20 protein-coding genes are annotated in these 19,808 nt (G+C 33.7%); 5 read left to right on the forward strand and 15 right to left on the reverse strand.

The genetic code is table 11. The features are described from left to right. Window positions 1–101 precede the first annotated feature (101 nt). Window positions 102–677 (reverse strand): Crp/Fnr family transcriptional regulator, encoded by a 576-nt coding sequence (locus tag BUB80_RS19470; RefSeq protein WP_073296624.1) that lies wholly within the window; start codon window positions 675–677, stop codon window positions 102–104. Window positions 678–767: 90 nt separating this feature from the next. Here BUB80_RS19470 and BUB80_RS19475 point away from each other — a divergent pair, with 90 nt between their 5' ends. After that, complete coding sequence (locus BUB80_RS19475) at window positions 768–1,463, forward strand: HAD family hydrolase (RefSeq protein WP_073296627.1); 696 nt, start codon at window positions 768–770, stop codon at window positions 1,461–1,463. A gap of 738 nt (window positions 1,464–2,201) precedes the next feature. Here the strand turns inward: BUB80_RS19475 and BUB80_RS19480 are convergent. The 10 genes from BUB80_RS19480 to BUB80_RS19525 all read right to left on the reverse strand — a co-directional run bounded on the left by BUB80_RS19480 (window position 2,202) and on the right by BUB80_RS19525 (window position 13,392). Next, the gene (locus BUB80_RS19480) at window positions 2,202–2,705 is read right to left on the reverse strand and encodes a GNAT family N-acetyltransferase (protein WP_073296630.1); all 504 of its coding nucleotides are present in this window, start codon (window positions 2,703–2,705) and stop codon (window positions 2,202–2,204) included. A 216-nt stretch (window positions 2,706–2,921) separates the two neighbouring features. Next, entirely contained in the window at window positions 2,922–5,324 is a 2,403-nt protein-coding gene (locus BUB80_RS19485; protein WP_073296632.1) for an alpha/beta hydrolase family protein, read from the reverse strand. Window positions 5,325–5,777: 453 nt separating this feature from the next. Next, entirely contained in the window at window positions 5,778–6,311 is a 534-nt protein-coding gene (locus BUB80_RS19490; protein ID WP_073296634.1) for a hypothetical protein, read from the reverse strand. 93 nt (window positions 6,312–6,404) lie between these two features. Then, complete coding sequence (locus tag BUB80_RS19495) at window positions 6,405–6,833, reverse strand: DoxX family protein (RefSeq protein WP_073296637.1); 429 nt, start codon at window positions 6,831–6,833, stop codon at window positions 6,405–6,407. Between the two features lie 68 nt (window positions 6,834–6,901). Beyond that, window positions 6,902–7,777, reverse strand: coding sequence for a GTPase Era (gene era, locus BUB80_RS19500; protein WP_073296639.1), 876 nt, complete (start codon window positions 7,775–7,777; stop codon window positions 6,902–6,904). A 124-nt stretch (window positions 7,778–7,901) separates the two neighbouring features. Further along, complete coding sequence (locus tag BUB80_RS19505) at window positions 7,902–8,741, reverse strand: sugar phosphate isomerase/epimerase family protein (RefSeq protein WP_073296642.1); 840 nt, start codon at window positions 8,739–8,741, stop codon at window positions 7,902–7,904. A gap of 28 nt (window positions 8,742–8,769) precedes the next feature. Beyond that, the gene (locus tag BUB80_RS19510) at window positions 8,770–10,179 is read right to left on the reverse strand and encodes a carbohydrate porin (RefSeq protein ID WP_073296644.1); all 1,410 of its coding nucleotides are present in this window, start codon (window positions 10,177–10,179) and stop codon (window positions 8,770–8,772) included. Window positions 10,180–10,182: 3 nt separating this feature from the next. Next, entirely contained in the window at window positions 10,183–11,430 is a 1,248-nt protein-coding gene (locus tag BUB80_RS19515; RefSeq protein WP_073296647.1) for a sugar MFS transporter, read from the reverse strand. 39 nt (window positions 11,431–11,469) lie between these two features. Further along, window positions 11,470–12,360, reverse strand: coding sequence for a carbohydrate kinase family protein (locus BUB80_RS19520; RefSeq protein WP_073296649.1), 891 nt, complete (start codon window positions 12,358–12,360; stop codon window positions 11,470–11,472). A gap of 33 nt (window positions 12,361–12,393) precedes the next feature. Continuing rightward, complete coding sequence (locus tag BUB80_RS19525; RefSeq protein ID WP_073296652.1) at window positions 12,394–13,392, reverse strand: LacI family DNA-binding transcriptional regulator; 999 nt, start codon at window positions 13,390–13,392, stop codon at window positions 12,394–12,396. A gap of 330 nt (window positions 13,393–13,722) precedes the next feature. Between BUB80_RS19525 and BUB80_RS19530 the strand changes: the two genes are divergently transcribed. The 4 genes from BUB80_RS19530 (at window position 13,723) to BUB80_RS19545 (ending at window position 16,503) form a co-directional block, all read left to right on the forward strand. Continuing rightward, a complete protein-coding gene (locus tag BUB80_RS19530; protein ID WP_073296654.1) occupies window positions 13,723–14,286 on the forward strand; it encodes a Crp/Fnr family transcriptional regulator in 564 nt (187 codons plus the stop codon). A gap of 103 nt (window positions 14,287–14,389) precedes the next feature. Beyond that, on the forward strand, window positions 14,390–14,716 hold the full coding sequence (locus tag BUB80_RS19535; protein ID WP_054509970.1) for a DMT family transporter: 327 nt from the start codon (window positions 14,390–14,392) through the stop codon (window positions 14,714–14,716). A 192-nt stretch (window positions 14,717–14,908) separates the two neighbouring features. After that, on the forward strand, window positions 14,909–15,619 hold the full coding sequence (locus BUB80_RS19540; RefSeq protein ID WP_073296657.1) for a T9SS type A sorting domain-containing protein: 711 nt from the start codon (window positions 14,909–14,911) through the stop codon (window positions 15,617–15,619). A 179-nt stretch (window positions 15,620–15,798) separates the two neighbouring features. Then, complete coding sequence (locus BUB80_RS19545; protein ID WP_073296660.1) at window positions 15,799–16,503, forward strand: T9SS type A sorting domain-containing protein; 705 nt, start codon at window positions 15,799–15,801, stop codon at window positions 16,501–16,503. Between the two features lie 50 nt (window positions 16,504–16,553). Here the strand turns inward: BUB80_RS19545 and BUB80_RS19550 are convergent, their stop codons facing one another. The 4 genes from BUB80_RS19550 to BUB80_RS19565 form a co-directional block, all read right to left on the reverse strand. Next, on the reverse strand, window positions 16,554–17,318 hold the full coding sequence (locus tag BUB80_RS19550) for a class I SAM-dependent methyltransferase (RefSeq protein WP_073296663.1): 765 nt from the start codon (window positions 17,316–17,318) through the stop codon (window positions 16,554–16,556). Further along, on the reverse strand, window positions 17,318–18,127 hold the full coding sequence (gene map, locus BUB80_RS19555; protein WP_073296666.1) for a type I methionyl aminopeptidase: 810 nt from the start codon (window positions 18,125–18,127) through the stop codon (window positions 17,318–17,320). The genes BUB80_RS19550 and map overlap by 1 nt, the downstream gene beginning before the upstream one ends. Before the next feature lie 146 nt (window positions 18,128–18,273). Beyond that, window positions 18,274–18,705 (reverse strand): BT0820 family HAD-type phosphatase, encoded by a 432-nt coding sequence (locus tag BUB80_RS19560; RefSeq protein ID WP_073296668.1) that lies wholly within the window; start codon window positions 18,703–18,705, stop codon window positions 18,274–18,276. 94 nt (window positions 18,706–18,799) lie between these two features. Beyond that, window positions 18,800–19,780: an acyl-ACP desaturase gene (locus BUB80_RS19565; protein WP_073296671.1), complete on the reverse strand. Its 981-nt coding sequence runs from the start codon at window positions 19,778–19,780 to the stop codon at window positions 18,800–18,802. Between the last annotated feature and the right edge of the window lie 28 nt (window positions 19,781–19,808).

Raw genomic sequence — 19,808 nt, forward strand, 5'->3', positions numbered from 1 at the left:
CATACAAAACAAAAAACCAAAGCAAAAACATTTTTGCTTTGGTTTAATTAATTATTTTTATCCTATAATCTGTATCGAATTTTTAGGACCAGACACATTAATTATTCTTCGCTGTTATTTTCTTTTATTTCCTTCAAAGCCCTATTCAAACTTCTTACCGTAATTCCCAAATAAGCGGCCATATCTTCTTTTGAAATTTCCATCTCTTTCGATTTTAATTCAAGAAGTTGAGACAAGGTGTGCTCTGTGGTATGAAGCTGCTGATAAGAAGCTCTGCTTGAAGTATTAACAATACGTTCCGCAAAAACATCTAGCAACAAGTTATTTAAAGTCAAATCACTTTTAATCAATGATTGAAAATAAGGAATTGTCATCGAATAGACGCTTACTTCTGTCATCGCTTCAATGCTACAAAGGCAGGAAACATTTTTTATTACTTCAATTTCCCCTATGATCTCGCCTTTTCCTAAAAACTCTACGATATATTCTTTGTCATTTTCTTCGACAAAATAACATTTCGTAATTCCGCTTTTGATGAGCATTATTTTCGTGGAAATTTCATTCTGTGTTAATATCCTATCTCCTTTCTCAAAAGATCTCAGGATAATATTATTATTTTCCTGCTTGTTATAAAGTTCTTCCAGATAGTCTAAAAATAGTGGATTCGTACGTAGCATATTCTTGTTTGGGACAATTGTCCTTTTCTTTTTTATTTTTTATACTGAATTTTGTCGGCGGAAAATTACAAAAATTAACGTGAATAGAATATGAACAATGATATAACAACAATTGCCTTTGATGCAGATGATACTTTATGGATTAATGAGCCTTATTTTCAGGAAACCGAAAAAGAATTTTGTGCTCTCCTCAAAGATTATTTACCACAACAAGCAGTATCAAAAGAATTATTTACTATCGAAATGCAAAACTTACCCTTGTATGGTTATGGCGTAAAAGGTTTTATGCTTTGTATGATAGAAACCATCAGTAGAGTTTCCAATGGGAAAGCTTCGTTAGAATTGGTCAATAAAACAATTGAACTCGGACATGAATTATTACAAAAACCAATTGAACTTTTAGACGGCGTACTGCACACATTAGAAAGTTTAAACGGAAAATACAGATTAGTCATTGCCACAAAAGGAGATTTGCTGGATCAGGAGCGCAAACTGAAAAAATCAGGGTTAGAAAGTTATTTTCACCATATAGAAATCATGAGTGATAAAAAAGTAAGCGATTATGAAAAGTTGTTGAAACACCTAGATTGTCGCTCTGAGAACTTTCTTATGTTAGGCAATTCAATACAATCGGATATTTTACCGGTGTTGGAAATGGGTGGAACTGCAGCTCATATTCCTTATCATGTTACTTGGGCTCATGAACAACATTCACAACAACTGAAACATGAAAACTTTTTTGAATTAAAAAAGATTGATGAAGTTTTGGAATTTCTTGGTTGTTGATTATTTTTAAAGAGAGCGCAAACCTCACAGGTTTTGAAAACCTATGAGGTTTAGAGAGTTGATGAATATTTTGAATAAGTAGTTTTCTTCTTTTTTCTTAAAATATTTCCCAAATCTGTCATTCTGAATGGAACGCAGTGGAATGAAGAATCTCTACCTCGCTTTTTGAATGTTGCTGTTGAGATCCTTACAGGATGACAAACTTTATGGTGATTGTGACTGTTGAAAATAACGACAAAAACCTTAGCCCAGACATTCTATGTTTGCATTTTTTAGTTTAATTTTTCTAAGCAGTAAAACAAACCTCATAGGTTTTGAAAACCTATGAGGTTTAGGCGTATAAGAGAGAGTTTATGAATAATTGTGAATAAGTAGATTTCTTCTTTTTCCTTAAAATATTTCTCAAAACTGTCTTCTGAATGGAACGCAGCGGAATGAAGAATCTCTACCTCGCTTTTTGAATGTTGATATTGAGATCCTTACAGGATAACAAACTTTATGGTGATTGTGACTGTTGAAAAGAACGACAAAAACCCTAGCCCCGATTGCAGCTTTGTTTGAGCTCATTTTTCTTTTGCAAAAAGAAAAATAGCGAGTGCGGAAAGCGGGAAATTGCTTCAAAAAAAAATTAAAACTACAATTCGACGTAGTCAAATAGCTTCTGAAAATAAGCAATATTTTTTGAGATTGCTTTACTTCGACAGGCTCAGCACAGGCTTGCTTTGCTCCTCGCAATGACTAATTGATTCTTTTTCCTAAAATCACCAAGCTCCTTTCTATACCATCCAAAACGGCGACATCAGGAAAGGTGCCCCAATCTTCGAAACCGAAATGTCTGAAGAGTTTCAAACTCGGTTCATTATGCAAAAAGATAAATCCTAATAATGTTTTAACGCCAAACTTTCCTGCGTTATCAATACAATACTGAAGAACTTTCTTGCCGAAGCCTTTGCCACGACAGCTTTCATCCATATAAATACTGATTTCAACGGTTCCGTTGTAAGCCGGCCTTCCGTAAAATGATGAAAAACTCACCCAACCCAACGTATTGTTTTGAAAATCTTCAATCACCCAAAGAGGTCGGGTTTCAGGATTGTGTTCATTAAACCATTGTTGTCTACTTTCTACAGAAACATTTTCCGTATCCGCCGTTACCATTCTTGATGGGATGGTTGAATTATAGATTTCTACAATTCTTGGTAAATCTTGAGGGCTTGCGTTTCTGAATTTTATTTCTTGCATTCTGTTTATGAATTTTTTGCAAATATCTTAAAAACGATTCATTTAACTAAATACTGGAAATTGAATTTTAAATATCAAACTCAGAATCAAATCGTTAAATTTTAGATATTATAAATAATTCTATTTCTTAGACTGAGATTGCTTCTTCGCTTCGCTCATCGCAATGACAATCACAAAAAAACTCGCTCTAAAAAGAACGAGTTGTATGATAAGTTGTTATTTCTTCAAACATTTCTCTAGAAACTGATCTTGTTCCCAAAGAAGGTGAAGTATATTTTCTTTAGCTACATAACTGTGTGCCTCTCTTGGAAGTAACACCATTTTTACAGGAGCTCCAAGGTTTTTCAATGCCTGGAAATATCTTTCCGTCTGTAAAGTGAATGTTCCAGGATTATTGTCTGCATCACCATGAACCAAAAGTAACGGCGTTTTCATCTTATCTGCATTCATGAACGGAGACATTGTGTTGTAAATTTCAGGAATATCCCAATAATTTCTCTGTTCGCTCTGGAAACCGAAAGGTGTTAAGGTTCTGTTGTATGCTCCACTTCTTGCAATTCCACAAGCATAATCTTTAGAATGCGTTAAAAGATTGGCCGTCATAAAGGCGCCATAAGAGTGACCTCCTACCGCAACTTTTGTTCTGTCGATATATCCTAACTGATCTACCGCATCAATTGCTGCTCTTCCGTTAGCCACTAACTGAGGGATAAAAGTATCGTTTGGTTCCGTTTTTCCTTCTCCAATGATTGGAAAAGCGGCATCATCCAATACTGCATATCCTTTGGTTGTCCAGTATACAAAAGAACCATAATATGGGAAGGTAAATTCATTCGGGTTTTGGGTATTTTGTCCTGCTGTATTTTTATCTTTATATTCTGTAGGATATGCCCAGATCAATAAAGGAAGCTTTTCTTTCTTCGCTTTTCTGTCGTAGTTGGCCGGAAGATAAAGTGTTCCCGTTAAGGTAACTCCGTCATTTCTTTTGTACGAAATCACTTCTTTATATACATCTTTGATGCTTTCGAAAGGATTGGCAAAATTAGTAACTGCTTCTGTTTTATTAGACTTAATATTCTTTTTGAAATAATTAGGATACTGACTTGCCGATTGCTGAATGGTTAAGACTTCCCCTTTTGATGGATTCAGAATGTCCTTAATTTCTTCTTTAGCGTTTTTCAGGTTTGAAGTATAGAGTCTTTTCTTTTTCAACGTTTTCATATCCATTTCGTCGATGAATGGATGTTGACCGTCTTTAGTAAAACCTTCTCCAATAAGATAAGCCTTCCCTCCTTTCATGTCAACAACCGTTCTTCCGAATTGGTTTTTAGTCGTGTTGAAACTCCCGGGATCGCTGTACACATCCTGATAATTTCTATCATCAATTACTTTAGACTCGTTGTTATTTAAGTCGATTAAATAAGATTTTGTATTTCTTGTATCATACCAACCTTCCGAAACGATTGCATAATGATCATTTGTCCAGCTTACGTCTTCATATCTCTGCTTGGTTTTAAAGAATGATTTTGGATTGGCGCTAAATGGGGCTTCCCAAGTAAAGATCTCATCTCTGTAATCCACCGTTTTAGATTGATCTCCTCCATCCAATGCTTCGGTATATACCAATGTAGCAGGCGCATCACTTCTCCAGCCCAGATCTCTTTTCCCTGTTCTTACCGAAGAAAAACCTTTAGGCATGATTTCATTCAACGGAACTTCGTTCACTACTTTTACCACATTTCCATTAATGTCATATACGGTTGTTGTGATGGGAAATCTATTCAGAGGAACGATATATGAAAACGGTTTTTTGATTGTTGTTGCCATCATATAATTTCCGTCTGGCGAAAAGCTTAATCCAGAATACAAATCCTGCTCTTTTACTTTCTTCAAGTTTCCGTTTAAGTCAACGTTGTAAATATCAGAAGCAGTTAGGATTTCAAAATTCTTTTCATCCTGTGGATTTTTAAGAAGATCCTGATATGTTCTGTTTTGAGACACTTTTCCGTCCGCTGTAGAAACAATAGGGCCCGTTGGAAGATCTTTGCTTGCATCAATTAAAGTCCCCCTATTTTGAGGAAGTGTTTTAATTAACACATTCTGAGAATCTTTATACCAAACATACGGACTTCCTAAATTGGCATTCAGATTATCATTTGTTATTTTTTTTGCGGTAGCGGTTTCCAGATCAATGATCCAAAGCTCTACTCCTTTAGCTGTTGTATTTGTAAACGCTAGCTTTTTTTCATCTGGTGAAAAAGAAGTATTGGTGATTTTCGGATTTGCTGGTAAATTTTTAACCTGAACTTCAGCCTTATCATTCAATTTTCTAACCTTCAGATTGTTTGAATAAGTAGCTGTACTTGAAATATTGGTTACAGGATTAATCCTAAGTCCTCCCAACTTCATTTCCTGCTGACTAAGATCTTCCAATGTCTTGTACGTCGGACGGTAAGCGAAAATAACCCAGTCTTTTTTACTGTTCATTAAAACACTTGGTGGTCTTTCGTAATCCGCAAGTTTAAGAATTTCAGCAGATGGCTTTTGGTAGGTAATATTTTCCTGAGCATCATAGAAATTAAGAAACGCTAACAAACAGATCGTTAATTTTATCTTCATTATATATTTATTTCAATTTCTACGAAATTAATGATTTTTTAATATATAATTCGTCTTGACTTTTGATATAAAGAGTATTCAAAGAATTATGCCTCTTTTTTATTAAATAATGTAGCCGTTTGTTTGACGCAAAGTTTTATGTTGCAGAATGATTTATTTAAGTGAGCAAAGAAGAATCAACCAAATTGATTTGATGAAGCTGTATTTTCAAGCTTCGCAAAGCAAATTTTATTTGCCTTTGTCTCCTAAAAATAAAAAGTACGTAATAAGATCTTTGCGTTAAAAAATAAAATTTAAACAAATGAAACCTCGCATCATCAATAAAATACTTTCACACAACTCATAGAAGTTAAGATGAGTTGATATATAACCTGAATTTCATCATTCTAAAAAGATAAATTCAAAAATGATATAACAAACCTAACCTGTTTGTTAACTGTTAATCTTATCCTTTTATACAACCCTAACAAAATCACTCTCAGTAGCAGTTATACAAAGCTTCAATCCACAATCCGAAAACTTTTCTGCAATAGTATAAAATGCAATGGTTGTTCTAAGCATTAAAAGCGTACAAATTCCTGAGCTCATTTCATCAGCAAAAAAGGCAGATTCAGCATTATTTTTATATATCCCTGAAAAACCTCTTGCTTTTCCAATTTCTACCCAATTTTTGCTTTTAAAAATCCAATCATTATTTTCTTTGGTATAGTCTTTACAGATATACATTGTACTTTGCCAACCATCATCTAAACTATAATATAAACATAAGGCTTCTGCGTTTTCAATATTTGCAAGCCCAATACACTCCTTCATTTTGTGTTCGATCTTATTCTCATATCCTTTTAGATTAACCGTCATGATTTTGTCTATTATTTCTTTTGGAACCTTTAATTTTACTGCAATATCAAGAGCATAGTTAATTGCGTCTTGAATTTGACCTTTTTCCAAAAGAGCAATACAGTTTTCCCAATATTTATAATTCTTCATCTTCCGGTGTATATTATATCAAACTACCTATATATGTATAACAAAAAAGAGCATTAAAAATGCTCTTTTACTTTTTTATATTTCTATTAAAATTTACCAATCAGATGCTCTTCTTCTTTTTTCAATCATATGATCTACAGAGAATTTTCCCGCTCCATACGCCATTAAAAGAAGATATACTGATAAATAAATTAAACTCAATTCTTTTTTATCAAAACCATCTGCTCCGTGAACCACAAAACAGGCAATGACCATTGTGAAAATAAGAAACCCTAATGATATTCTTGTAAAAAGCCCTAAAATGAGGAGAATTGAACAAGCGAATTCTGCGACTACTGTAAGTATCAAAGATATTGTAGGACCTAATCCCAGAAAATCAAAGAATTTAATTTCACCACCTTCCAACAGCATTTGAAGTTTTGGAAAGCCATGAGAAAGCATCGCAAATCCTATAAATACCCTTACAATTAACAGGATAATATCTACATAAATAGGATTAGACTTTGAGTTTAAATAATTCATCAATCAAAATTTAAAGATAAAGTTAATAAAATTCTTTTAATATGACGATGAATATTGACTTTTTTAGTTTATCTGTATCCGAAATTCTTTAGATCTCTGTCATTTTTTCTCCAATCTTTTTTCACCTTCACAAATAAGTTCAAGTGTATTTTTTTAGAGAAAAACTTTTCAAGATCTAATCTTGCCTCTGTTCCTACTTTTTTAATGGCTTCCCCTTTATGCCCAATGATAATCCCCTTTTGGGTATCTCTTTCTACATAAATAATAGAATCAATAAAGATAATTCCTTCTTTTTCCTTGAATTGCTCTGTAACAACTTCTACAGAATATGGAATCTCTTTATCATAGTTTAGAAGAATTTTCTCACGAATAGCCTCGTTCACGAAAAATCGTTCAGGCTTATCGGTATACTGATCTTTATCGTAATACGCCGGGCTTTCCGGTAACATAGACTTCAACTTGGGAAGGATAATATCTGTATTAAATGCATTCAGTGCAGAAATAGGCAAAATTTCAGCTTTAGGAATTCTTGCATGCCATTCTTCTACCAGTTTTTCCAAACCTGCTTGATCCGTCTGATCTACTTTATTCAATAAAAGTAAAACCGGAACAGGGATTTTATTTAGTTTTTCAATCAAAAACTCTGATGGCTCAGATTTATCTGTTACATCTACAATAAATAAGAAAACATCTGCATCCTGTAAAGAATCCTTTACAAAATCCATCATTTTCTCCTGAAGGCCATATTTAGGATCTAATACTCCAGGGGTATCCGAAAATACAATCTGTAGATCCTCTTCATTATAAATTCCAAAAATTCTGTGTCGTGTTGTCTGTGCCTTTTGGGTCACAATAGCCAGCTTCTCACCCATTAATTGATTTAATAAGGTAGATTTTCCGGCATTGGGCTTCCCAACTATATTTACAAATCCTGCTTTGTGCATAAAAATAATATTACAAAATGCAAAGTTACTAAAACAAAACTGGTCTTTACAGCTAATGTTAAAAGATTTAAAATAAAAAAGCCTTCCCAATTAAGGAAAGACTTTCTCTGGAAATGAAATTGAACTAAATGGTATGATGTTTCATAAATTCTAAACTGCCACGAGCCAATTCCTCAGCATCGTACGGAGATTTTTGCCATAAAGAAACCATCTGCTGCATTCCGGAAACCGAGGATGAAAAATTTTCCAGCACTAAGTTTCCTTCAAAATTGATTTCTTTTAATGCTTTAAAAAGTTCTTCCCAATTTACAGTGCCTTCACCAAGCATGCCTCGGTGAGATTCTGTCATGTGAATATGTTTAAGTTTATTGCCCGCCATAATAATCGGATCATAAAAATTATTCTCCTCAATATTCATGTGAAAAGTATCCAAATGAAGGAACAAATTATCTTTTCCTGTTTTTGAAATCAGATCCAAAACATTTTTTGCGGTGTTACAAACATAAGTTTCGTAACGATTAATAGGTTCAATTGCAATGCTTACGCCTTTTTCTTCAGCATAATCTGCAACTTTACTCCAAACTTCAACAATAGTTTCAGTTTCGTTTTCAGTTAAAGGATTCCCTGAAAATACTCCGATTCCTCCGTGGAGCACTCCTCCTAAAAAACTGGTTTCTAGCTCTGATGTCTTGTCTACAGCCTGTTTCATTAACTTTTCTGCAGCTTCAGGGTAGAAAGCAATATGAGCTTCTTTTGGAAGATTTAATGAACAGACCACGCCCAGATTATTATCTTTAAGCTGCTGCTTAACTTCTTTAGTATTGAATTCCATTGACGGAGGAAGTAAAATCTCAATCAAATCAAAACCTGCTTTTGCCGTTTTTTCTATTGCATACTTTCCGGCTTCAGGATTCCAGTTTGGGGTGATCCATGAAAGCAGTGAAGCTCCAAATTTTATATTCATTTTAATTTATTCATTTTTAATTATTGATTTAAAACACCCACCATTCTGTTCTTACACCAAAGTAAGTTCCGTATCTTTTCGCTCCCGATTGTTGTAAAAATGGAGAATAAAGGCTGTTCATCGCCTGATCATTATATCTCGATAATTCCGCGATAAATCTGATGTGTGGCCTAGCCCAAACGCTTCTCTCGGCAGTAGGAACCAATGTTGGAGCCAAAACCAATTTTGTCATTGATGCAGAATCCTGAGTTCCGTCTTTCCTCGTTGCAAAATGCAATTCGGAAACAATATGGAACCAATTATTGAAATAATAAGTTGCTCTTAAACCTGTATTAAATTCAGACTTTTTATTGAAAATTTCACGGTTATAATAATCTATTGCTTTATTATCGCTGTCTGCCCCGCCCTTACTTTGAGTGTAAACTGCGTAAGCATTTACAGACCATCTATCAGAAAGATTTAGCAAAATATGTTCAACCGCAGTTAGAGAATATGCGCCTTTATAAGTTCTTGTAACTTCATTCGGAGCTCCGTAAGTTCGCCATGTCTGGGTATTTCCGCTATCTCCTCCGTTGGCAATTCCGGCTCCGTATCGTAATGAAATTTGGTTAAAAGATCCCGGAATTTTTGTTTTTAAATCTGAATTTAATTTTGCGCCCAAAACCCAGCCTTTATCTGATGGATATTGTTCTATAGAGTTTTTACCTGATTTATCTACATTATGAAATTCTGCGAGAAGCTTCAATTTATGATCGTCATTTTTAAACGGAAAGGTCTGTTCCAATACAAATACTTCTCTTTGCCTGTAGATTAAATTTTTTGTTCCGCTAATTACATTGGTATAAGAGTATGGTGTTGAATTACTAGCTGCAGTATCTATTGCTGCAGGGAAAAACATAGAGAATCGTGTATTTTTATGCCTAAACCCCCAACCTGTAGCCGAGTGGTCATCGAAATAAAAATAATCTGCAATATGCACATCATCATATCTCTGCCATCTGGATCCTGCCCAAACATCCCAATCACTTCCCATAATATTTCTTGCTTCAACAAAAGCCTCAGGTAAAGCAACAATCATCCCGTGATTAGATTTAGAATCTACATTTCCTAAAAATGTTCCGCCAGAATAAAAACTTAATCTCGCCTGCATATCAATTTTAGTGCTTTTTGTACTGTCACCACCTGCAACAGGAGTGAAATGAAAAGCCGGTAAAAAATCTACATAGTCTCCCTGATCCATTCTTCCTCCCAACGAACCTTGGTTATTAAGGTTTAATTGCCTACCTGTCTTCCCGTCTGCATTTGGAGAATACGCTGCTCCAATCCTACCCGTTGTTCCAAAAGAAAACTTTTTATTGGTAATAATAATCTGTGCATTTGAAATTTGACTTGCAATAATTAAAAGCCAAAAACTATATTTAAAAACATTTGTGTTCATGTTCTACTTCAACGTTTTTGGTTTGTAGAATTTTAAAGCAAACACAATAATGATCACATAACAAATAATTGGCAGTAAGTAAGCATGAGCAACATCTGTTTCTGCTATTCTTCCCATAATTGGCGGGAAAAGCGCTCCTCCAAACATCGCCATCACAAGGAAAGATGAAGCCTGTTGAACTTTATTCCCTAACCTTTTAAGTCCAAGACTGAAAATAGTAGGATACATAATGCTTAAGAATAAATTCAACATAATTAAACTAATGAATGATACCCAACCGAAGCTTTGAGAAATTATAAGACAAAGCACAATATTAGAAACTGCTGAGATGGCTAACAGCTTATTGGGAGCAATATATTTCATTAAAAAGGTTCCCACAAAGCGTCCAATCATCATCATCGCCATGCTTAACGAAAAGTAATAAGAAGCCTGAATTTCCTGAAGGTGCATTTTTTCTACCCCATAATTAATGAAGAATGCCCATGTACCTCCCTGTGCTGCAATATTGAAAAACTGAGCAATAACTGCAAAAATAAAATGTCTCTGCTTCCAAAGCGGCGCACTAGGATTGCTGTCATGATGATGATCTTCCCCTGTTACGTGTTCAAGGATTTCAACTTCTTCTGCATGAGGATCTTTTAAGTTCGGAACTTTTATAAAAAAGAACACAATAGTAATGGTAAGGATAATAATTCCGATACAGGCATACAGGCTTTTTACGGAATCTAGAGAATTACCAGCATCTCCACCAGATCCAAAAATGAAGAATCCGCCAAGTAACGGACCAATAATCGCTCCCAATCCATTAAATGACTGTGCAAAATTTACTCTCTGATCACTGGTTCTTTCGTCTCCTAAAGCTGCCACAAAAGGATGAGCCACTGTTTCCAAGGTTGCCATTCCCATCGCAAGGATAAATAAAGCGAGTCTAAAGAAATCAAAGGATCTATTTTCAGCAGCGGGAATAAAAAGAAAACATCCACCCGCAAATAATACCAGTCCCAAAATTACGCCTAGTTTGTAGCCAAATTTTTTCATGAAAAGTCCCGCAGGAATTCCCATTAAAGCATACGCTCCAAAAATTGAAAGCTGTACCAATCCGGATTTTGATTTGGAAATACTAAGCACATTTTGGAAATGCTTGTTCAATACATCTCCCATTGTTAGGGCAATAGCCCAGAAAAAGAACAGGGAAATAACGAAAGAGAATACAACAAGGTACTTCTTCTCAGTAAATTTGGCTGAATTCATAAGTGTGTTTTTAACGTGTTAAAGGTTTATTTATAAGTTCTAATTTTTAAATTTTTGAAATTCCTCATATTCATAATCTGGGCAAGCACCAGCTTTTGAAGTAATAAATGCACCAAGAGAAATTGCTTCAGTCATAATTTCTTCTGGACTTTTTGCTTGAACTCTTTTAGAAATAAACCCTGCAAGAAAAGCGTCTCCACTTCCTACTGTATCGGCAATTTCTATAGGAACCGCGGAAAAGCCATAATTTTGATTTCCTACAAAATATCTTGCTCCTTTGCTCCCTTTCGTAAGAACGATTTCCTTGATATTAAAATGATTTTGAATAAACGCAGCACTCTCATCTTCGCTCTTATATTCTTCACTGAAAAACTGCATGATTTGTCTCATTTCAGCTTTATTCATTTTTACAATGTCTGCCTGGAATAGAAGTTCTTTAATTAATTCAAGATCAATGAACGGAGGTCTGAAATTAACATCAAAGATTTTAAGTTTAGCAAACTTTAAAAGTTTTAGCAATGTTTCTCTTGACCTCGGATTCCTTGCAGAAAGACTTCCGAAAACAAACGCTTCCGCATTGGATATCAACTCTTCGTGTTCCGGCAAAAAATCAATATAATCCCAAGCTACATGATTTACAATATCATACGTTGCTTCATTATCTTCATCTATTTTTGCAATAACCGTGCTTGTAGGATGTTCATTGTCTACCTGAATATATTCTGTGGTTAATCCCCAAGTATTTATCTGGTTCGTTAATTTTTCACCAAGTTCATCATTCCCTATTCTACTGAGCATTTTCACAGCAGTCCCCATTTTGGAAATGTTATATGCAGCATTGAAAGGTGCTCCCCCTGCTCTGGTGCCTTGAGGGAATATATCCCAAAGAACTTCACCAAAACATACTACATAAGAATTTTCTTTTATCATAAGATTAAACGTTTAAGCTAATTGTTAAATTTTTTACTGTACTGATTTTTTATTGATTAGTTTAGCCGGAAAGCTAATTCTTCTTCCATCAAGAGTATAATTATGAATCTGAGCATCAAGAACTTTTACGGCTTCTTTCGCCATATCCATTAAAGGTTGCTGCACATAGCTAATCTCTGTAGGAAAAAGGCTGTATGCTTCTGTTTCATCAAAAGCAATTACGGATACTTCCTGCGGAACTTTAATATTTTTCTGGTTTAAATAACTCAATCCTGCAATCCCCAATTTGTTGCTCGAAAAATACAACGCTGTTTTTTTAGAAAGATTTAAATTTTCCTCAAGTCCGTTATATATTTCTTCTGTGATATTATGAATTCCAATTAGTAATTTCTTGTACTGAATATCGGCGGTAGAAATACGTTTGTCAAATCCTTCTTGTCTATCTAATAGATGAGGAAGTTTGGTGTCATATCCTACATAGATAATTTCTTCAAAATTTTTCTCAACTAGAAACTCACAAATACTCTCAGATATTTCAGCATTATTAATCATAATTCCTGGAATATTGATATTCTTAAGATAGCGGTCGAAAGTTACAATAGGATATTCTTCTTTCAGCAGTTTTAATACAGCTTCATCAGAATCTACTACGGGTGCTAAAATCATTCCGTCCACTTGTTGTTCAGAGAAAAGTTCTGTAAGTTTTCTGAATTTTTCAGGATTCTCATCACAACTTCCAATAAGCAATGTATAGCCAAACTTCATGGCTTCATCTTCAATATGTCTTGCAATATTTGAGTAAAAGTCATTCGAAATATCAGCAAGAATAAGTCCTATTAACTTACTTTTACTCATTTTCAGGCTTTTTGCAATTTTATTGGGAATATAGTTGATGCTTTCAGCTATTTCAAGGATCTTTTCTTTGGTAGTATCACTTATTCGGCTTCCTTCTTTTTTATTCAAAACATAGGAAACTGTTGCAACAGAAAAACCTGCAATTCTCGCTATGTCTTTTATGGAAGCTCGTTTCATACTATAATTTAGTTTGCAAAAGTATCTCATAAAATATAAACAAAACAATAGACTCATTTTTTTGGTCAATTGGAAAATTATTGTATTTTCGCAACTTTTTAAAAATCAGCCGAGCACAAACACCAAACCACTAAACCTCAATACATTAGTCATAACAAAACTTAATGTTAATTTAATATTAACTCAACATCAATTCTTTACAGCATCAACTAGATATAGTTTTGGTTAAACGTTTATCTTGTTAAAATTTAATATATTTATAAAATAATTATATTTTTGATAAAAATATCCTTTTAAACTAATAATTTTGGTGCATTACATTTCATTTTTATGAATATAGATATAATCCTCGACCAAATTTACCCCTTACCGGAAAGCTCACGACAAAGTTTGAAAAAACATATTACAGAGATTTCACATCCGAAAAATTTTTGCCTGATGGAAGCTGGTAAAATAATCCCTTATATCTTTTTTATAAAAAAAGGAATTGTTCGTGCATACGCTTCTACCGCTGAAAATGACATTACCTTTTGGTTCGGAACTGAAGGGCAAACCATAATCTCAATGAAAAGTTATGTTGAAGATAAACCGGGATATGAAAACATTGAGTTGCTGGAAAACTGCGAATTATATCAGCTTGAAACAGAAAATTTAAGAAATTTATTTAACGAAGACATTCACATTGCCAATTGGGGACGAAAGTTCGCAGAAAGAGAATTGGTAAAAACAGAAGAACTCATTATTTCAAGGCAATTTAAAACAGCATTGGAACGCTATAAAGATTTAATGCGGGATAAATCTGACCTTTTAAAAAGAGTTCAATTAGGCTATATCGCATCTTATTTAGGAATTACGCAAGTGAGCTTGAGTAGAATTCGAGCGGAAATTAAGTGATCAAGTCTTACTATGAATAGTTTATTATTTATTTTCATTTTTTAACATTTGTAAAATTTTAAATGCTGATAAATGCAGAACTTTGCAGCAGAAAAATTAAAAAATGAATTGGATTATCTTAATCATCGCAGGATTATTTGAAGTTGCTTTTGCATCTTGTTTAGGAAAAGTAAAAGAAACAACCGGAACCACTATGTACTATTGGTTTGCTGGTTTCTTGATTTCTTTAACAGTAAGCATGCTTCTATTGATTAAAGCAACTCAAACCTTACCCATAGGAACGGCGTATGCAGTCTGGACAGGAATCGGAGCCATAGGAACTGTATTAATGGGAATTTTCTTTTTTAAAGATCCTATAAGCTTTTGGAGAATATTTTTCATTGTAACCTTGGTTGGTTCTGTGATTGGATTGAAAGCAGTATCTCATTAATTTTAATAAAAATTAGAAAACTTAATCTTTATAAAGCAAAACGTCTTCAAAAATTTGAAGACGTTTTTTGTTGTTTATATACTACATACATCAACTCATTTTTTTTAAATCTAAACTGATAAAACAATGCGATTAGATTGCAAGTAATTTCCTATAAATGTTTTTGTATATTTGAAAAAACTATTAATCATTATGAAAAAAGCTTTATTTCTTTTATTAACGGGTGGCTTACTGACTGCACAAACTTCTGATCTACTTTCTAACAACTGGTATATTTCCAAGATGGTAACAAGTACCGGACAGACAACAAATACTCCTTTCATTGATAGTGGTGTTCCTGCTTCTACATTTAACTCAGCAGGAGGTACAAGCTATGTTTTTAATTCCAGATATTATAATACTTCTCTTATGGCTTTTGGAATTATGCCGGGCACTACAAATCTTATAAAAACCGCCAGCACATGTACATTGGCAGTTTACGATGGAGGAAACGCCATAGCTGCTAGAAATTATGATCAGAGAAATTGTAATATTTATGGTAACGGAGCCTATTCATCAATATATAGTTACCAGATAACAACGAATGGTACTTTAAAAACATTAGCTATTACAGATCCTTCAGGAAATAAAGTATACTATAATAATACTTCTCAATTAAGTACTAAAGAAAGTGAAGTAGAAAAGAAATCGTTTATCGCTTATCCAAATCCAGTGAAGGATATTTTAACCATTGAAAATATTGATAAGAATCTTTCTATAAAAGTATATGATCTATCAGGAAAATTAATTCTTGAAACAAAAAGTAATGATCAAAAAGTAAAAATTGAAACAAGCAGTTTACAGAAAGGACAATATATTTTAGCTGTAGAAAATTATAATCCCCACAAATTTACCAAAGAATAAATTTCCCTATCGATAAAAAGCAAAACGTCTTCAAAAGTTTGAAGACGTTTTGTTATTTATATACTACAGCTAAAATCTCGTTCTGTTCTTACCCTATATTTTTAATTATAAACTTATAAGGCTATGTAATTAGATTTACAGCAGCTGTTTTTTGTATATTTGGGAAAACTATTAATCATATGAAAAAAGCTTTCGTTCTTTTATTAACAAGCGGATTATTAGCCGCTCAAACATCTGATTTACTTTCCACAAATTGGTATATTTCTAAAATAGTAGTAAACGGACAATCTACCAATAGCCCTGTTATGGATACATCCTTTTCAGCATCAACATTTAATACAGCAGGGACAAATGGATATGTTTTTACTTCAAGATATTACAATTCATCACCAGTATCACTTGAGTTCATACCTAATAATAATGTTTTTATAAAAGCTGGGTCAGGCTGTACTTTATGGTATTATAACGGTGGAAACGCTATTAATGTAAATCCTTATGATCAAAAAAATTGTGATTTTTACGTTAATACACCTTCCAATACTCAATATAATTATCAAATAACTAATAGCGGTTCTGGGAAGACGTTAATCATTACAGATCCTTCAGGAAATCAAATTCATTATAATAGCTTTTTCTTGAATACACATGAAACAAATGAATCCAAAAAATTATTCAAAGCATACCCAAATCCCGCAAAAGAAAGCCTAACCATTGAAAATATTGATAAGAACCTTTCTATAAAAGTATATGATCTATCAGGAAAATTAATTCTTGAAACAAAAAGTAATGATCAAAAAGTAAAAATTGAAACAATCAGTTTACAGAAAGGGCAATATATTGTAGCTGTAGAAAATTATGCTCCCTATAAATTTACCAAAGAATAAACTTCTCTATCAACAAAAACGTCTTCAAAAATTTGAAGACGTTTTTGTTTTTATTTATATACTACAGGCAAAATCTCATTTTGTCTTAACCCATATTTTTTAATTTCTTCTTCTGTAAATTGTCGAGAATAGAAATTAGGTTCTGTTTTAAAACCTGCTTTTCTCAAACGGTCAAAATAATCCATTCCATACCAACGGACGTGATCATATTGCCCAAAATGTTTTTGACGCTCTTTTGGATCTCTAATCGTGAAATCTTCATAGGTTTTCTCCAATGAATTTCTCATCGGAACCTGAAAGATCCCCCATCCGCCAGGCTTCATTACTCGATACAATTCACTGATAGCTTTTGCATCGTCTTCAATATGTTCCAACACATGATTGCAAAAGACAATATCAAAACTTTCATCAGCAAAAGGCAAATCCAGAATATCTGCTTTTACATCTACAATTGGAGAGAATAAGTCGGCTGAAATATAATCCAGATTACTCATTTTTTTGAATTTCCTTAAAAATTCTTGCTCCGGAGCGATATGTAAAACTTTAGCATTTTTAATAAAAAAATCAGTTTCATTTTGAAGATACAGCCACATTTGGCGGTGTCTTTCCAAACTTAACGTTCCTGGAGAAAGAGCGTTTTCTCTCTGATTTCCATAGCCATAAGGAAGAAACTTTCGGTAAGATCTTCCGTCGATAGGATCATAGAAATTTTCTCCTTTAAAAAACTGATAAATAAGAGGTCTTGCCCAGATACTCATCTTAATAAGCATCGGACGCGGAATTTTATTTAATAAAAGCTTCGTTACTTTTTTCATTAAAAAACCATTTGGAAAGGCTCCTCTTCATTACTTACGATTCCTAAAGCTTCGTAAACATATTTGAAAGTAGAAAGCAATACCGGCTTCCCATTGATTACCGCAACATCATGTTCGAAATGAGCAGAAGGCAAGTTATCTAAAGTAGTAACCGTCCATCCATCATTATGGAATTTTACTTTCTCTGTTCCAAGGTTGATCATAGGCTCAATAGCAATGGCTAAACCATCTTTGATCACCTTACCACTTCCTTGTTTTCCATAGTTAGGAACCTGAGGGTCTTCATGCATTTTTCTTCCTAATCCATGACCTACCAATTCTTTTACCACTCCATATCCTTCTTTTTCACAATGAGCCTGAATAGCGTGAGAAATATCACCGATTCTTTTTCCTCTTACGCATTGCGCGATCCCTTTATACAAAGATTCTTTAGCAACTTTCAAAAGTTTTTTAACTTCCGGCTTTACTTCTCCGATTTCAAAAGTATAGGCATGGTCTCCAACGAAACCATTTAAAATAGCTCCACAATCCACAGAAAGTACGTCTCCTTCCTTCACAATATCATTGTTTGGAAAACCATGTACTACCTGATCGTTTGGAGAGATACATAAAGAATTTGGAAAACCTCCATATCCTAAAAATGCAGGTTCAGCACCATGATCCTTAATAAAATCATGTGCTAATTTATCTAAATATAAAGTAGTGATACCAGGTTTGATTTCTTTCGCCAACATTCCTAATGTTCTGGAAACCAACTGAGCACTTTCTTTCATAAGACGAAGCTCGTCTATTGTTTTTAATTGAATCATTTTTAAATAGATGTTAGATATTAGATGCTAGAAATTAGACTTACAACTTAATGAATATTTAAGTTAATTGAAACTTCCGACATCTATATTCTTATGATAAAATTAAAAGTAGTATTAAAAACTAACTTCTAATTTCTAAATTATTTCTACCAGAAAAGACCTTTTTTCTTTTCTTTTTTAAGCTTAGAATACGCTAAGACTTCTTTTCCTTCCACACGGAATTCTATTCTTTCATTAATGATATTATAGATCTCACCCCAACCTGGGAACCCACCTAAATTTCTATCATCAATAAACCAATCGGCATCCAGCTTTCTTGATTGTGATTGAGGATCAAAAACTTCACCTTCAAAACTAGAATTTATTGCATAGAATTCAATTCCATTGCTTCTGCAGAACTCTACAGCTTCATCCAGCGTTTTTCCGTGTCTGTATGTCCAAAGGATTAATCTGAATCCCTGGCCTTGTAATTTTTTTAGTGTTTCGAAAGCGAAAATTTTCGCCTTACCAATTGCTGGATATGCATCATCTACGATAGTTCCGTCAAAATCCACAGCAATTTTTTTATTGTTCATCATGCTCCCTTATGATTTAGAAGTGCAAAGATAAGAAATAAAAAGAGTGCCAAAAACATTGAGCACTCTTACTTTATAATTTAATGATAATATGGAACTAACTTTTTACCCAGCTAAACTGAAATTGCAGATCCGGAGTAGAAACTCTGTCTGTAATTTTCTGTAATCTTCCCGGTAATTTCATTAGATATTCCTGAGCTTTTTCTGCCTTTTCGTTAAGACCTTTTACGTGCTCAATCTTCCATTCATCCAATAAGTCTTTCATAATATTGATGTAATCCTGACCTGTATACACCATACATCTTTGTGCAGCATCCGAGAAATGCCCCCAAAGTTCACCTGCCTTCTGGCCAGATTGTCTCATCAAATGCGCGGGCATTACAATTTTCTTACGCATCATATCTTCAAATGCTATGATCATTTCTGATGGATCCAGTTCAAGAATTTTTGCAACAAAATGTTTGTAAGCTTTAGCGTGTCTCGCTTCATCTGCAGCAATTACACCACACATTTTAGCTAATTTCCCGTTTCCAGACTGCTTTGCCAATGTTCCTACTCTTCTGTGAGAAATATTGGTAGCTGTTTCCTGAAAGCTTGTATAGATAAAGTTTCTGTAAGGATCCATACTTGTTCCTATATCAAAACCATCACTAATTAAATATTGCGTAGTGATCTCCACCTGTCTCATATTTACCCTACCACATAGATAAAGATATTTATTTAGTAAATCTCCATGTCTGTTTTCTTCACCTGTCCAAGATCTGATCCAGTTTGCCCAACCTACTTTGTCTTCCTCCTGATTGATTCCTTCTACTCCCATTAACCAAGATTCATAAGATGGTAAAGCTTCCTCAGTAATACAATCTCCGATTAATGTAACGAAAAGATCATAAGGCATCTCGCGAGCAAAAGTCTGAATTTCCTCTAAATCGTGTTTGAAATCTGCACTTGAAGGATCCGGAAGGTAATCTGATGGTTGCCAAATTTTTTCAATTGGAGTCAAAAATTTATCTAGAAAAGAACCTACTTCCTTTTCTAAAATTCCCATTACTTCTCTCCTTACAAGCTTCTGATACATTTTTACTATTTAAATTTTAATTTGCAAA

It is taken from the genome of Chryseobacterium polytrichastri (assembly GCF_900142445.1).
Classification (GTDB): Bacteria; Bacteroidota; Bacteroidia; order Flavobacteriales; family Weeksellaceae; genus Chryseobacterium; species Chryseobacterium polytrichastri.